Source organism: Sphingomonas sp. LH128, assembly GCF_000293195.2.
GTDB lineage: Bacteria > Pseudomonadota > Alphaproteobacteria > Sphingomonadales > Sphingomonadaceae > Novosphingobium > Novosphingobium resinovorum_A.
Genome location: NZ_ALVC01000171.1, coordinates 1 through 15378 on the forward strand (window position 1 = coordinate 1; position 15378 = coordinate 15378).

The 15378-nt window shown below is 66.3% G+C and carries 15 protein-coding genes and 1 pseudogene; 9 read left to right on the forward strand and 7 right to left on the reverse strand.

Annotated features, from left to right (window positions below; genetic code table 11):
- Positions 1-214: 214 nt before the first annotated feature.
- Positions 215-484, forward strand: a pseudogene (locus tag LH128_RS14445) (SRPBCC family protein); the annotation flags it as partial.
- Between the two features lie 71 nt (positions 485-555).
- Positions 556-1053 carry a methylated-DNA--[protein]-cysteine S-methyltransferase gene (locus tag LH128_RS14450; RefSeq protein WP_008830387.1) on the forward strand — a complete coding sequence of 166 codons (498 nt, stop codon included), beginning with the start codon at positions 556-558 and terminating at the stop codon, positions 1051-1053.
- A gap of 4 nt (positions 1054-1057) precedes the next feature.
- Here the strand turns inward: LH128_RS14450 and LH128_RS14455 are convergent, their stop codons facing one another.
- From LH128_RS14455 to LH128_RS14465, 3 genes are all read right to left on the reverse strand, one after another.
- Positions 1058-1816 carry an SDR family oxidoreductase gene (locus LH128_RS14455; RefSeq protein WP_008830388.1) on the reverse strand — a complete coding sequence of 253 codons (759 nt, stop codon included), beginning with the start codon at positions 1814-1816 and terminating at the stop codon, positions 1058-1060.
- A 138-nt stretch (positions 1817-1954) separates the two neighbouring features.
- Positions 1955-2875, reverse strand: coding sequence for an SDR family oxidoreductase (locus LH128_RS14460; RefSeq protein WP_008830389.1), 921 nt, complete (start codon positions 2873-2875; stop codon positions 1955-1957).
- A gap of 106 nt (positions 2876-2981) precedes the next feature.
- A complete protein-coding gene (locus tag LH128_RS14465) occupies positions 2982-3668 on the reverse strand; it encodes a TetR/AcrR family transcriptional regulator (protein ID WP_008830390.1) in 687 nt (228 codons plus the stop codon).
- A gap of 272 nt (positions 3669-3940) precedes the next feature.
- On the opposite strand from LH128_RS14465, the gene LH128_RS14470 reads away from it, so the two are divergent.
- The 7 genes from LH128_RS14470 (at position 3941) to LH128_RS14500 (ending at position 12736) form a co-directional block, all read left to right on the forward strand.
- Entirely contained in the window at positions 3941-5575 is a 1635-nt protein-coding gene (locus tag LH128_RS14470; RefSeq protein WP_036526583.1) for a class I adenylate-forming enzyme family protein, read from the forward strand.
- 254 nt (positions 5576-5829) lie between these two features.
- Positions 5830-6591, forward strand: coding sequence for an SDR family NAD(P)-dependent oxidoreductase (locus LH128_RS14475; protein WP_008830392.1), 762 nt, complete (start codon positions 5830-5832; stop codon positions 6589-6591).
- Positions 6591-7955, forward strand: a complete 1365-nt coding sequence (locus tag LH128_RS14480; protein WP_008830393.1) for an aromatic ring-hydroxylating oxygenase subunit alpha — start codon at positions 6591-6593, stop codon at positions 7953-7955. The genes LH128_RS14475 and LH128_RS14480 overlap by 1 nt, the downstream gene beginning before the upstream one ends.
- A gap of 139 nt (positions 7956-8094) precedes the next feature.
- A complete protein-coding gene (locus tag LH128_RS14485; protein ID WP_008830394.1) occupies positions 8095-9069 on the forward strand; it encodes a thiamine pyrophosphate-dependent dehydrogenase E1 component subunit alpha in 975 nt (324 codons plus the stop codon).
- A gap of 10 nt (positions 9070-9079) precedes the next feature.
- Positions 9080-10090 (forward strand): alpha-ketoacid dehydrogenase subunit beta, encoded by a 1011-nt coding sequence (locus LH128_RS14490; RefSeq protein ID WP_008830395.1) that lies wholly within the window; start codon positions 9080-9082, stop codon positions 10088-10090.
- An 11-nt stretch (positions 10091-10101) separates the two neighbouring features.
- A complete protein-coding gene (locus LH128_RS14495; RefSeq protein WP_008830396.1) occupies positions 10102-11559 on the forward strand; it encodes a 2-oxo acid dehydrogenase subunit E2 in 1458 nt (485 codons plus the stop codon).
- Positions 11560-11572: 13 nt separating this feature from the next.
- A complete protein-coding gene (locus LH128_RS14500; RefSeq protein ID WP_008830397.1) occupies positions 11573-12736 on the forward strand; it encodes an acyl-CoA dehydrogenase family protein in 1164 nt (387 codons plus the stop codon).
- Positions 12737-12867: 131 nt separating this feature from the next.
- Here LH128_RS14500 and LH128_RS14505 read toward each other — a convergent pair whose 3' ends face one another.
- The 4 genes from LH128_RS14505 to LH128_RS14520 form a co-directional block, all read right to left on the reverse strand.
- Positions 12868-13365, reverse strand: coding sequence for a MaoC/PaaZ C-terminal domain-containing protein (locus LH128_RS14505; RefSeq protein WP_008830398.1), 498 nt, complete (start codon positions 13363-13365; stop codon positions 12868-12870).
- On the reverse strand, positions 13362-14273 hold the full coding sequence (locus LH128_RS14510; protein ID WP_008830399.1) for an acyl-CoA thioesterase: 912 nt from the start codon (positions 14271-14273) through the stop codon (positions 13362-13364). Before LH128_RS14510 ends, LH128_RS14505 begins: the two co-directional genes overlap by 4 nt.
- A gap of 214 nt (positions 14274-14487) precedes the next feature.
- Positions 14488-14970: a VOC family protein gene (locus LH128_RS14515; protein WP_008830400.1), complete on the reverse strand. Its 483-nt coding sequence runs from the start codon at positions 14968-14970 to the stop codon at positions 14488-14490.
- Positions 14967-15378: SDR family oxidoreductase (locus LH128_RS14520; RefSeq protein ID WP_037519489.1), on the reverse strand; the 412-nt coding region annotated here is incomplete at its 5' end. The genes LH128_RS14520 and LH128_RS14515, both read right to left, overlap by 4 nt.

Sequence of the window (15378 nt, forward strand, 5' to 3'; positions counted from 1 at the left end):
GGCCGAGGCGATGGAGCGCGCCATCACCGACGTCGCGCCGGAGCCTGCGGAAATCGCGGCGTCGATGCGCGAAGTGCTCGGCAGGCTGGCGCGCGGGATGGGGCGGTAGGTCCGTGTTCCTCCCTGAGCTTGCTCGGGGAGGTGGCGCCGACGAAGTCGGTGACGGAGGGGGAATTTCCCGCCTCCTCCCCCCCCCCCCCCCCCCCCCCCCCCCCGCCACGTCGATGCGCCCGGCTATGGCGCGCCGGGCTGGATGGGGCTGGGCGCGGACGTCGACGTGACGGGCGCGACGCGGCCCGAGGTGGTCCATACCGGGCTCGGCGAACCGCCGGGTATGGGCGAGGTTCTGGATCAGGACTCCGACCTGCTGCCGATCGTTCAGGCGGGCGCGCGTTCGCGGGGATTCCGTGGCCCGCTCTGGGGCGAGCAGGAAGCCCGGCTGAGGCATTTCCACGTCGAACTGGACCGTTGGCTGAAAGGTTAGATAGCACAAATGTTCCGGTTATGATCCTCTGACGGATTGACACCCGGCGCCGCGGCGGCAAGGAGGCGCGGATGGAACAGCCTCTCTATCGCCGCACGATGCCGTCGCCGGTGGGCGAACTCACGCTGGTGGGCGGCGACGCCGGGCTGGTCGCGGTGTTGTGGGAGAATGATCGGCCGGACCGGGTTCCCCTTGGTCCGCTGATCGACGAAGAACATCCGGTTCTAGCGGCCACGCAGACACAGCTGCGCGAATACTTCGCGGACGGGCGACGCGTGTTTGACCTGCCGCTGGATTTCCGGGGCACGGAGTTCCAGCGCAAGGTCTGGGCCGCGCTGCTGGAAATTCCCTTCGGCGAAACGCGAAGCTATGGCGAGATCGCGCGCGGGTTCGGCACTCCGGGTGCAAGCCGCGCGGTCGGCGCGGCGAACGGGCGCAATCCGATCTCGATCATCGCGCCGTGCCACCGGGTAATCGGCAAGAGCGGCAACCTCACCGGTTTCGCCGGCGGCATCGAGGCGAAAGCCTGGCTGCTGGCGATGGAGGAAGGGCAGCCGCTCCTGCTCTGACCGGTCAGAACGGCCTGATCGTCACGCCGTTGTCGATGACAAGCTCCGCGCCGGTGATGAAGCGGGATTCGTCCGAGGCGAGGAACAGCACCAGCGCCGCCACGTCCTTGGGATGGCCCGGCGTGCCGGGAGGCAGGACGCCGTCCGGGATTTCCTTCGGCTTGTCGAGGCGGCCTTCGGCGGTCTGCACCATCGGCGTCTCGATCGCGCCGGGATGCACCGAGTTGCAGCGGATCTTGTAGCCCTTTTCCTGGCACATCACCGCGACCGACTTGGTCATCGCCCGCACCGCGCCCTTGGCGGCGGAATAAGCGAAGAAGATCGGATAGCCGAGCAGGGCGCCGGTCGAACTCATGTTGACGATGGAGCCGCCGCTCCCCTTGTTCATCAGCGGAATCGCATGCTTGCAGCCCAGGAACACGCCGTCGGTCATGATCGCGCTGACCCAGCGGAACTGTTCGAGCGTGGTATCCTCGACATCGGCGCTGAGCACCACGCCTGCGTTGTTCACCAGCACGTCGAGTCTGCCGAAGCGCGCCTCGATCTCCTGCATGACGGCGATCCACTGCCCTTCGTCCGCCACGTCGAGCGCCATCGCCAGCGCGCCGCCACCGATGCGGTCGGCTACGGCGAGCGCGGTCTCCAGCTTCACGTCGGTGACGACCACGGTGGCGCCTTCACGGGCGAGCGCCTCGCAGTCCGCCGCTCCCAGCCCCGAGCCGCCGCCGGTGACCAGCGCGACTTTGCCTTCAACCCGGCCCATGTCTCTCTCCATCCGTTGTTTTCTAAAAACAGAGCAGTCATTCCCGTGAAGGCGGGAACCCATCTCCTGACGGTGCCTGTTGCACGCTCATCAGTTGGGTCCCCGCCTTCGCGGGGATGACGGGAAGAGGGAGCAGGGCTACGCCGCCCCGTCCTCGCTGAAATATTCCGGCATTCCGGCGGGCCAGATAACGCCCCACTGGGCCTGCCCGCCGTCCATGATGATGAGGTCGCCATTGATGAACCGCGCCGCCGGGGAGGCCAGGTAGGCGATCGCCTCGGCCACGTCCCAGGCGTTGCCGCGCATCCGCATCGGGTTGGCCTTGTGGAAGCGCTTGAGCGCTTCCTCCGGGTACATGCGGAAGCCCTCGGTCTCGATCACGCCGGGGCCGATGCAGTTGACGCGGATGTTCCACTGCGACCACTCGGTGGCAAGCGTCTTGGACAGGTAGATCACCCCCGCGCGCGCCGCGCAGGTGTGCGCCGCCTGCGGCATGCCGCGCTCGACGTTGGCGACGATGTTGACGATGTTGCCCGGCTTGCCGTCCTCGCGCCAGCGCTTGGCGGCTTCCTGCATCATCCACCATGTCCCGTTGAGGTTGGTGTCGATCACCGCCAGCCAGCCCTTGCGGGTGAAGTCTATGGCGTCCTGCGGGAACTGCCCGCCCGCGTTGTTGACCAGCGTATCGAGCCCGCCGAAGTGGTCATGGACCGTGCCGATCAGCGCCTCGACGCCTTCGGGATCGCGGATGTTGGTCGATACGGCGAGGACTTCGTTGCCGACCTCTTCGCGCACGAGGTCCACGGTGGTCTGCAGCTTGTCCAGGTCGCGCCCGCAGATCGCGACGTTGGCGCCCAGCCTGGCCGCCAGGAACGCCGCCGCCTTGCCCATGCCGCTGCCCGCGCCCGTGATCAGCACTGTCTGCCCGGCGAGCATGTCGTCACGGTAGATCGTGGACTGCTGGCGCAGCGCCTCTTCGTCAAGGCCGCGCGCCGGACGGTCCGGGCCATCGTCTTCGGGGCGGAACACTTTCGCGGTGTAGTTGCTGGGCGCGTTCAAATCTCTTGTCCTCACGAATCGGGACAGAGGCCGACTTACGCCGCGTTGATCCTCTGCCCGCCACCACGGTAGCGGCGGGCGATCAAAAAGACAAACAAGATTGTTTTTACGAGACGGCGACGCCCTTGTGCCACGGCATCAGCGCGCGGATCTGGTTCTCAAGATGGGTCAGCATGGCCGGGACCTTGGCCTTGTCCATCGCGCCGGTTTGCACCGCGATGGCCATGCCTTCGAGGATCGTCTGGGACAGGTTCATGGCCATGTCGAACTGGGCCGGAGCATCGCGCCATTCGGGGAAAAGAGCATCAGCCTGCGCGTTGAAGCGTTCGCGGAATTCCTCCTGCAGCGGGAAGAGGATCGCGCCGAGGTCCTTGTCGGTGCGCGCCGCCACGGCAAGTTCGTGGAAGGCGATGAACGCGGGTTTCTGGACCTGCGCCCAGTAGACTTCCACCAGCGTATCGACGTCGTGCTCCTCCGGCTTCTCGGCGGCGCGGCGGAAAGCGCGCAGGCGCTTTTCGTGCAGTTCGATGATCGTCGCCTTGATGAGCGCGGCGCCGTTCTCGAAGTGATGCATCATCGCTCCGCGAGACAGGCCCGCCTCCTCGGCCACGCGCGGCGTCGTGGTGTTGGCGTAGCCGTGCTTGACGAGGCAGCGCACCGTCGCCTCGATCAGCCGCCCCCGCGTCTGTGCCGCCTTGGTCGCCTGCAGGGTCGTGCCGCCATTCTTTGCGGGAGACGCCTTGGGAGCGGCGGGCTTTGCAGTGCGGGTGGTGCGCGTGCGCGAAAGAGCCATGTGATTCGCCTGGAAAATGCTGTCGGCAGTGATTGCGGATTCAATCCGCTTACGCTCTGGACCGCCCGTTAGGCAAGCACCCGAAGGCCCCGGATCGCGGCCATTCCTGCGGATATCGCCCCGCTGGCATCACCTTGCCACCCCTGTAAACAAAACAGACATGACTGATTGTATTTTTCCCGCCGCTTGATAAGCTGGCGTCAAACACAGTTCGCATGATCGGGCGCTTTGCCGCGCGATCTGATAAGAGCACAGGACATGGGAGAGCGGGAATGGGCGATAGGCCAATCCTGACTATGGGCGAGATGGTGCGATCCTCGGCAGGCAAGTTCGGGGACCGCGATGCGATCGTACTGCCGGACCGGCGGCTGACGTATACCGAACTGAACGAGGCGGCGCGCAACTGGGCGCGGGCGTTCGTGGCGATGGGCGTGAAGCCCGGCGACAACGTCGGTCTGCTGCTGCCGACTTGCGTGGACTTCATCACAGCGTTCTACGGCATCACTATGACGGGCGCCGTCGCGGTGCCGGTCAACGCGCGGTATCAGGCGAGCGAACTGGGCTTCGTCGCCGCCGACGCCGATCTCGTGACGATCATTACCATCGGCAAAGTCGCCGACGGTCTCGATTTCAGCGCGCGTCTCGAAGCGGCGCTGCCCTCGCTGACGCAGGCGGAGGATCCCTGGGCGCTTGCCTTGCCCGAGGCGCCCCGCCTGCGCAGCATCGTGTGCCTGGACGACCGGTGCGCGCCTTACCTTGTTTCCGCCCGCGCGGCGCTGGGGGCGGGGCTGGAGACGCCCGAGGCCGAAGTGGATGCGCGGATCGACGCCGTCTCGCCGCAGGATACGGCGATGATCCTCTATACTTCGGGCACCACGGCCAATCCCAAGGGCGCGATGATCAGCCACCGCGCGCAAGTGGCGAACAGCCGCAATCTCGGTGTGCGCTACGAATGCACCGGCGAGGACAAGGTCTGGTCGCCGCTGCCGATCTTCCACATCGCCGGCATCCTGCCGATGACGATGATCCTCGACCTTGGCGGCGTCTACATGACGATCCCGCGCTTCGATGCCGGGGTGGGGCTGGCGATGCTGGGCAAGGAGGGCGCGACGATCGCCTATCCCAGCTTCGTCACGATCATGCAGGACCTCATCACCCACCCGACCTTCAAGGATACCGACCTGTCGAAGCTGCGGGTGATGAACTCCAACTTCGCGGTCCAGCCCGAATGGATCAAACTGGCGGTCGCCGAGGCCATGCCGCACACCATCCAGGTCGGCACGTACGGGCTGACGGAAGGCGCGGGCACCGTCTCCACCAGCCGTCTTTCCGACAGCTATGACGTGCGCACCGGCCGCTGCGGGGTGCCGCTCGACGAGTGGAATGTCCGCATCGTCGATCCAGAAACCGGCGAGGATTGCGGGCCGGGAGAGCAGGGCGAGATCGTGCTGGGCGGCCCGAACATCCTCAAGGGCTACTACAACGCCCCCGAAAAGACCGCCGAGGCCATCCGGGGCGGCTGGTTCTTCTCCGGCGACATCGGCTCGATCGACGCGGACGGCAACGTCATGTTCCATGGCCGCACCAAGGACATGCTCAAAGTCGGCGGCGAGAACGTCGCGGCGGCGGAGATCGAGGCCATGCTGCAGACTCATCCGGCGGTGAAGCTGGCGCAGGTCGTCAGCCTGCCGGACGACCGCTACGCCGAAGTCCCTGCCGCCTTCGTCGAACTCGCCGAGGGCGAGAGCGCCAGCGAGCAGCAACTGATCGACCACTGCAAGGGCCGCATCGCCAGCTTCAAGATCCCGCGTCATGTGCGCTTCGTCGCGGAGTGGCCGATGTCGACCTCCAAGATCCAGAAGTTCCGCCTGCGCGAAGGGCTGATCGCGGAGTTGCAGGCGGTTTGACGAAGGGCGTTAGCCCACCGCTCGTCATTGCGAGCGCAGCGAAGCAATCCAAGGCGGGTTACGCGGCCCTGGATTGCTTCGTCGGCTTCGCCGCCTCGCAATGACGTTGGGGAGAGGGGCATAGCTATCGCAATAAAAAAGGCAGTCGTGATTGTCTTTTTTATTGCATCGTCCGGGGCGAGGGGCTTACAGTCCTCTCAAGACTTCAAGGCCGCACTCCGACTCCGCGGCCATACGGAACAAGGAAGAAGCGAATGGATCTGGGACTGGCGGGCAAGAAGGCGATCCTCGTCGGCGCGGCGCGCGGCATCGGCTACTCGGTGGCCGAAGTCCTGGCGCGCGAGGGCTGCGACATCGCGCTCACCGCGCGCAGCGAGGATAGCGTCAAGGACGCCGTCGCCAACCTCTCGAAGTACGGCACCAAAGTCGTCGGCAAGGCCGTCAACGCCAAGCAGCCCGAGGAATACAAGGCCTGGATCGACTGGGCGATCGAAGCGCTCGACGGCGTCGATATCCTCGTGCCGTTCACCTCGGCCGGCGGCGGCATGGGCAGCGAGAAGTATTGGTACAACGCCTTCGAGACCGACGTGATGGGCGTGGTCCGCGCGGTCGAGGGCGTGATCGAAAAGATGACCGAGCAGCAGCGCGGCGCAATCGTCCTGCTCGGCTCGACTTCGGTGGGCGAGGCGATGGGCGGTCCGCAGGCCTACAACGCGATGAAGGCCAGCCTCGTCACCTGGGGCAAGCAGCTGGCGCTGTGGCACGGCAAGAACGGCATCCGCGTCAACGTCGTCTCCCCTGGTCCGATCGAGTTCGAGGGCGGCAACTGGGACATGATCAAGGGCACGATGGAGAAGTTCTACGCTTCCCAGCTTCGCCAGCAGCCTTCGGGCCGCCTCGGCCGACCGGAGGAAGTGGCCAAGGCCATCGCCTTCCTCGCCAGCGACGCTGCCAGCTGGTGCAACGGGTCGCACCTCGTCGTCGACGGGGGCTTCACCAACAGGACGCACTTCTGATGAAGCCGCATGTCATGGGCTGGGACCGGGCGTCGATGGACGTCAAGCGCGTCGTCGACGTGTTTCGCGTCGATCCCGAGTCCGTGGGCAACGGCACCCCGACGGAGCGTGCGCCCGATCCGGAGCTGGGCACCGACATAATCCCGGCCGCGCGCTACTACTCGCCCGATTTCATGAAGCTGGAGTGGGAGCGCGTCTGGACCAAGGTGTGGCTGCTCGGCGGCCGCTCCGACGACCTGAAGGAACCGGGCGACTATATCTGCACTGATATCGGCAAGGAATCCGTGCTGATCGTGCGTCAGGCCGACGGCTCGATCCGCGCCTTCCCGAACCTGTGCCTCCATCGCGGCAACCGCCTGCGTCCCGAGGGGCGCGGCAATGCCGAGAAGTTCCAGTGCATGTATCACCACTGGACTTACGGCCTCGACGGCAAGCTCGAGCATATCCCGGACTTGTGCACCTTCGTGCAGGGCGGCCCGGACGGCATGAAGCTGACGCCGCTGCCCTGTGTCGAGTGGAACAGCTTCGTATGGTTCTCGCTCGATCCGAAGGTCGAGCCGTTCGACGACTTCATCGATCCGCTGAAGCGCCACCTCGAACCCTATCATCCCGAGCGGATGGCGTGGATGCGCGACATCACCGTCGAGTGGGACTGCAACTGGAAAACTTCGGTCGATGCCTTCAGCGAGACTTACCACGTCCAGGGCATCCACCCGCAGCTCAAGTGGTATCTCGACGACGTCAACGTCCAGATCGACTGCTACGGCAAGCACAACCGCTACCTGATCCCCTTCGCGGCGATATCCCCGCGTGTGGCGATGCCGAGCCAGATCCCGCCCGCGATCCACGAGATCATGGTGCATGCGGGGATGGACCCGGCAGAATACGAAGGCCGCGTCTCCGACATCCGCCGCGACGTGCAACTGTTCAAGCGCGAGCATGGCGCGGCGCAGGGCAAGGACTATTCCGAACTCAATGACGAGCAACTGACCGACGACTACCACTACACGATCTTCCCGAACGTGTCGGTGAACGTCCACGCGGACGACGTCATGCTGTTCCGTCAGCGCCCGCACGCCACCGACCCGAACAAGATGTACTACGACATCTGGATGTTCGGCCTCGTCCCCGAGGGTGAGGAATGGCCGGAGCGGGTCCGCCATCAGCGCTTCAAACACGGCGACAAGACCATCGGTCAGGTGCTCGATCAGGATGCCTTCAACCTGCCGACGGTGCAGACGGGCATGCAGTCGGACTTCTTCCCCGGCCTGCACATCGGCGATCAGGAACTGCGCATCCGCCACTTCCACAAGGTGCTGGACGACTACATCTACACGCACGGGAAGGGGCCGGATGACTTGTGACAAGGACGTCGTCCCGGACTTGATCCGGGACCGCTGGCCGAGCGTCACCCAACCCTCGGCAGAGCGCGCCTAAAGACAGCCACCGGTCCCGGATCAAGTTCGGGACGACGATTTAAGAACACCAACGGGAGCAGCGGCGATGCAACTGAACCGCGACGAACTGCTGGGCGCCTATCGCCGGATGAAGACCATCCGCGAATTCGAGGAACGCCTGCACGAAGAGATCAAGACCGGCGAGATCGGCGGCTTCACGCACCTCTACGCCGGGCAGGAAGCGGTTGCCGTGGGCATCTGCGATCAGCTGACCGTGGACGACAAGATCGTCTCCACCCATCGCGGCCATGGCCACTGCATCGCCAAGGGTTGCGACGTGAAGGGCATGATGAAGGAGATCTACGGCCGCGCCGGAGGGCTCTGCAAGGGCCGCGCGGGCTCGATGCACATCGCCGACCTCGACGTCGGGATGCTGGGCGCCAACGGCATCGTCGGCGGCGGTGCACCGCAGGCGGTGGGCGCCGCGATCGCCGCGCGCATCGACGGCAAGGGCAGGGTGGGCGTGACTTTCTCGGGCGACGGCGCCTGCAACCAGGGCACCACTTTCGAGGCGATGAACCTGGCCGTCGTTACCAAGGTTCCGGCGATCTTCGTCTTCGAGAACAACCACTATTCCGAGCATACCGGCGATGCCTACGCCGTGGGCACCAGCAAGGACATCGCCAGCCGTGCCGAGGGCTTCGGGATGAAGGCCTGGCGGGCCAATGGCTGCGACTTCTTCGAGACTTATGCGGCCTTCACCGAGCTGCTCGAATATGTCCGCGCCGGTAACGGCCCCGCCGCGATCGAGCTGGATACCGAGCGCTACTACGGCCACTTCGAAGGCGATCCGCAGCGCTATCGCGGCAAGGGCGAACTCGATCGCATCCGTGCCGAGCGGGACTGCCTCAGGGCCTTCCGCGCGCGCGTGACCGGCGCCGCGCTGCTGACCGATGAGGATCTCGATGCGGTCGACGCCGAAGTGCTCGCCCTGATCGAGGAAGCCGTGGCCGAGGCGCGTGCCGACGAGCAGCCCGATCCCGCCACCGTCGCCGACGACGTCTACGTCGAATATTACTGAGGACCAGCGAATGGCCATCATGAACATCCGCGAGGCAATCGTCTCGACGCTGAACGCGGAAATGGAACGCGATTCCGACATCATTCTGCTGGGCGAGGACGTGGTGGGCGGCAACGGCACCGCCGGCGGCCCCGAGGCGATCGGCGGCATCTGGGGCACCAGCCCGGGCCTCTGGAAGAAATTCGGCCCCGAGCGCGTGATCGACACGCCCATCAGCGAAAGCGCCATCATCGGCGCGGCGGCGGGCGCGGCGCTTTCGGGCAAGCGGCCGGTGGCTGAACTGATGTTCGCGGACTTCGTGGGCGTCAGCCTCGACCAGATCTGGAACCAGATGGCCAAGTTCCGCTACATGTTCGGCGGCAAGACCAAGTGCCCCGCCGTGGTGCGGCTGGTCTATGGCGCCGGGATGCAGACGGCGGCGCAGCACAGCCAGTCGGTCTATGCGATGCTGACGGCGATGCCCGGCCTCAAGGTGGTGCTGCCCACCACCCCGGCCGACGCCAAGGGCCTGCTGACCGAAGCCCTGCGCGGCGACGATCCGGTGATGTTCTTCGAACACAAGACGCTTTACGGCGTGAAGGGCGAAGTGCCCGAGGGCGACCACCGCCAGCGCTTCGGCGAAGCGCGCGTGGTGCGCGAGGGTGGCGACGTCACCGTGGTCGCCTGCGGGCGCATGGTGAACTTTTCCGAAAAAGCGGCGGATGCAGTGGCGAAGGACGGCGTCGGTATCGACCTGCTGGACCTGCGCACCACCAGTCCGCTCGACGAGGACGCGATCCTGGAATCGGTGGAGCAGACCGGCCGCCTCGTCGTGGTGGACGAAAGCCCGCCGCGTTGCAGCCTGGCGGCCGATATCGCCGCGATGGTGACCGAGCGCGCCTTCACGAGCCTGAAAGCCCCGCCCGCGATGGTGACCGCGCCGCATAGCCCGATCCCCTTCGCCCGCAATCTGGAGCGTGCCTGGGTGCCTTCGCCGCAGAAGATCGAGGAAGCGGTTCGCCGCGTCCTCGCCTTCCGCTGAGGGGAGGGCACATGGCAAAGCTCACGCCCTTCACGATGCCCAAGTGGGGCATCGAAATGGCCGAAGGCACGATCGCCGACTGGATGGTGGCCGAGAATGCCCCGTTCGAACGCGGCGCCGTGCTCACGCTCGTCGAGACCGACAAGATCACCAACGAGATCGAGGCGGACAAGGACGGCCGCTTCGTGCGTATCCTTGCCGAAGCCGGGCAGACTTATCCGGTCGGCGCGCTGCTGGCGGTGCTGAGCGACGGCGGCGAAGCCAGCGCGGCGGAGATCGACGCGGTGATCGCGGCGTTCACGCCGTCCGAAAGTGGCTTCGGGCCTGATGGTGACGATGCTGCACCCGCACCTGCCGTGGAACCGGAAAGGCCCGCTACGCCCGCCGCGCCGCCGGTGCCCGAGGGCCTTGCCATCAGCCCCGCCGCGCTGGCGGAGGCGCAGCGCCTTGGCGTCGATTTGGCCACCGTCACCGGCACGGGCAGGGGTGGTCGCATCTTCGCGCAGGACGTGCATCAAGCTGCGCGGCCCGAGGCGCAGCCGCAGCTTGTCGGCGTCTTCGCGGCGACGCCGGACAGCCCGGTGCTCTCCACTCCTGTCGCCCGCCGTCTCGGCGCGCTGCACGGGTTGGACCTCGCCACGATCAAGGGCTCCGGCGCGCGCGGCAAAGTGCGGCGTGACGACGTGCTGGCGATCGTCCAGCAGGCCGCCCCGACACCCGCGCCCCCTCCGGCGCCCCCTCCGGCGCCCGCCAGCGCGGCCCCGGCCCCCGTCGCGGCAGCGCCCGCACCGCGTCCGGCATCGGGCAATGTCGATGTCATGCCGATGTCCTCGATGCGCCGGACCATCGCGCGCAGGCTCACTGAGGCCAAGCAGCAGATCCCGCACTTCTACGTACGTCGCCGCGTCCGTGCGGACCGGCTGCTGGCGCTGCGAGCCTCGCTCGGCCCGGACAAGCCCAGCGTCAACGACTTCATCGTCAAGGCCTGCGCGCTGGCGCTGATGGAAGTGCCCGCCGTCAACGTGCAGGTCCACGGCAACGACATCCACCGCTTCGGCTCGGCCGATGTTGCGGTGGCGGTGGCGACCGACAAGGGCCTCGTCACCCCGATCGTCTTCGGGGCCGACGATCTCTCCGTGGCCGACATCGGGAGTGTGATGAAGGGCCTCGCCCAGCGCGCCCGCAGCGGCAAGCTCAAGCCGGAGGAATTCACCGGCGGCAGTTTTTCGCTCTCCAACCTCGGCGGGTTCGGGGTCGAACAGTTCGACGCCATCATCAACCCGCCGCAGGGCGCGATCCTGGCGGTCGGCACTGCCCGGCCCGAGCCCATCGACGACGACGGCGCGATCCGCATCGTGCCGGTGCTCCACCTTTCGCTCTCGTGCGACCACCGCGCGATCGACGGGGCCGACGGTGGCCGCTTCATGGCCGCGCTCGCGAACCTCATCGAACAGCCCCATTTGCTCTGACGGAAAAGAAACGATGAACTTCAAGCTGACCGAAGACCAGCTCCAACTGCAGGAAGCTGCCCGCACCTTCGCCCGCGCCGAGCTGCCCGCCATCGCTGCCGAGCTGGAGCGCGACAACAAGCCGCCGAGCCGCGCGCTGGTCAAGCGCTATGCCGAGATGGGCTTCCTGGGCATCAACGTGTCGAGCGATCTCGGTGGCCTCGGCCTCGGCAACATCGAGGCGCTGATCGTGCTGGAGGAATTCGGCAAGATTTCCTCGGCGGTCGGCTTTCCGATCTTCGAAAGCTCGGTCGGACCGGTGCGCGCGATCGAGCACTTTGCGTCCGACACGCTGAAGAAGCGCGTGGTTCCCGCCGTCTGCTCGGGTGACATGGTGGTGGCGGTTTCCATGTCCGAACCGGACGCGGGCAGCGCGCTGACCGACCTCAAGACCAAGGGCGTGGTAAAGGGCGACAAGCTGATCATCAACGGCACCAAGCGCTGGTGCTCGGGCGGCGGGCATTCCGACGCCTATGTCGTCTACTGCCGTCTCTCGGACGATCCGGGCGCCAAGGGCATCGGCGCGGTGCTGGTGGAGAAGGACGCGCCCGGCATCTCCTTCGGTCCGAACGAGGAACTGATGGGCTTTCGCGGCGTGCCGTCGTCGGACATCAACTTCGACGACTGCGAAGTGCCGCTGGATAACGTGATCGTGCAGGCCGGCGGCGGCTTCAAGAAGCTGATGGAAGCCTTCGACCTCGAACGCTGCGGCAATGCCACGATGTCGCTGGCGCAGGCTTCCGGCGCGCTGGAGGACGTCAGCGTCTACGTTCAGGAGCGCAAGCAGTTCGGCAAGCCCATCGCCGAATTCCAGGCGGTGCAGATCAAGCTCGCCGAGATGCAGATGAAGATCGAGGCCGCCCGCCTGCTGATCTGGCGCGCCGCCTCGCTGGCCGAGGATGGCCTGCCTTCGGTGCTGCACAGCTCCACCGGCAAGTGCTTCGCCAACACCATCGCGCGCGAGGTGACGGGCGATGCGATGCAGCTGATGGGGGCTTACGGCTACTCGAAGGAGTTCCCGATGGAGCGCCGCCTGCGGGACTCGTGGGGTTGGGGCATCGCGGGCGGGGCGATCGATATCCAGAAGGTCAATATAGCCGGGGCCATGCTCGGGCGGCGGTTCGATCAGCGGCGGTAGGTGGCGGAGGGGGCTTCGACAAGCTCAGCCTGAGCGGGACCTGAAAAACTGCTCTCCACACCGCTCAGGCTGAGCTTGTCGAAGCCCCCTCGGTTACAGAGCCATGAGGGGGTGGCCCGGCACCCGCGTTTCTAGCGCGCGGTGCCGGCCATCCGCTCCCTCGCGCCGCGCGTGTACACCAGGTTGATGCTGGTGAACGTCACCGCCTCGGTCCCGTCTTCCAGCACGACGGCATAGCGCGTCATCGCCGTGCCGCGATCGGTGCGGGTCTTGGAGGGTTCGAGGCTGACGATCTCGCTGGTGACGTGGATCGTGTCGCCGGCCCGGATCGCGCGTTTCAAGCGCAGTTCGTCCCAGCCCACGCCGCAGACCCAGTCGATGTCCCAGTTTATCTCGTGGTCCATCTGCCGCCACAGCGCGAGGACGTGGATGCCGCTCGCCACCACTTCGCCGAAGACCGACTGCGCGGCGCTTTCCGGGTCGGTGTGGAACCATTGCGGATCGTACTTGCGTGCGAACTCCAGCATTTCTTCCTGCGTCACCGTGCGCGAGGAGGAGCGGCGGAACTCGCCGAGTTCCAGATCCTCGAAGGTGCGGTGCGGTTTTGCGGGAGTGAACAGCTCGGTCACAGCTTTCCTTCGCGTTTCTGGTCCAGCATCCGCGCGAGGCCCTGCTGGCTGACGGTGGCGACGAGAGCGCCGTCGCGGCGGAAGATGTTGCCCCGGCCGAGCGCCAGCGCATCGGTCGCGGCGGGGCTGTCCATCGCGTAGAGCATCCATTCGTCCACGCGGAAGTCATCATGAAACCAGATCGCGTGGTCGAGGCTGCTGCTCTGCAGGAAGTCGTTGGCCCAGCCGATGCCCAGCGGCCCCAGCGCCGTGTGGAAGATGTGCAGGTCCGAGGCATAGGCGAGCAGGCGCTGGTGGACGTCGAGCGGGCCGTCGATCGTGTCGTTCAGGCGGAACCAGAAGCTGCGCGTCGCCGGGCGAACGTCGCGCTCGTCGAACGGGAACATGCCGATCGGGCGCCAGTCGATCTGCTGGCGGCGACGCCAGAAGGGACGGTGGCGTTCGGGCAGGCGATCGCCGTATTGCGCCACCAGTTCGGCGAGGCTGGTCAAGCCTTCGGGCTCCGGCACGTCGGGCATCGGGAAGCCGTGGCGGCCGGAAGGCTCGGGCGCCTTGAAGGAGGCCATCAGGTTGAGGATCGGCGCGCCGTCCTGCGTCATGCGTACGGTGCGGTTGGAGAACGTGCGTCCGTCGCTCTCGCGCGTGACGCTGAACTCCACTGCGCGGTCGATCAGGCCGGGCTGGAGAAAATAGGCGTGGAGGCTGTGCGCGACCTTGTCCTGCGGCACCGTCAGTCGCGCGGCGGCAAGGCATTGCGACAGCGCCATGCCGCCGTAGAGGCGCAGGAGATCGCTCGGGACCGGCGCGACGCGGTAGTGGTCGGGGGCGATTTCCTCGAAAGCATAGGCGAGGCGGCGTTCGCGTTCCGGGTCGTCGATGTAGGGATTGGTATCGGGCAAGCAGTGCATCCAATTTCGTCGTCCCGGACTTGTTCGGGGACCGTGGGCGTGTGACGCGGGGGCTTCGACAGGCTCAGCCTGAGCGGAATTATAGGTTATTACACGACCTCCGCTCACCCTGAGCTTGTCGAAGGGTCTTAGCTGAGCTTGTCGAAGCCCCCTCTGCCAGCACTGATCTAAAGACCGCCAGCGGTCCCGGATCAAGTCCGGGACGACGTGGCGATCACGCCGCAGCCTCAGTTACCGCCAGTTTTTCGAACCCGAACCCGCAGTCCGGATCGACGATCTGCAGCAGTTCCACCACGTTGCCGTCGCAGTCCTTGCCGTACGTGGCGCGGGTCGCCGCCGAGCCGCCGGGCGCGCAGTTGAACTCCATGCCCAGCGCGGTGAGCCGCTCGTACTCGGCGAAGACGTCGTCGCAATAGAGGCAGATATGGGTGATGCCCCGGTCGCACATGCGCGGATGGACCACCTGCGGATCGTTGCTGGCATATTCGAAGACTTCGATATGCAGGTTGCCCAGCCGGATCATCTCATAGCGGGCGCTGCTGTCCGTGAGGCCGACCATAGTGTCGATGCGGGCGTTGCCGGGCTGCCAGCCGCCCTCCTTGCCGGCGCGCTCGAAGCCGAACCAGCGCTGGTAGTGATCGACGAACCGTTCGAGGTCCGGCGTCGAGATGGCGAGGTGGTGGACGCCCCGGATCATGCCGCCTGATCCACGGCGGACTGGCCCACTGCGGATCTGGCGGCTTTCACGGCCGAGACGATCTCGGCGTTGGTGGGATTGCGGCGCAGGGTCAGGCCGCCGTTCACCTGCAGCACCTGCCCGCTCATGAAGCAGGCGTCGCCCGCCAGCCACGAGACGGCCTCGGCGATGTCCTCGCTGGTGCCGACGCGGCCCAAGGGATATTCCTTGGCGAAGGTATCGGTGATCGCCGTATTCTTCGCCGCTTTCTCGGTCATCGGCGTGGCCGTGAAGCCGGGCGCGACCGAGTTGGCCCGGATGCCGCGATGGCCGAATTCGTTGGCCACACAGCGGATCACGTGGTCGGCGCCCGCCTTGGTGCCCATGTAGGCGGCATGGTCCTCCAGCATGATCGAGGCGGGGGGGGGG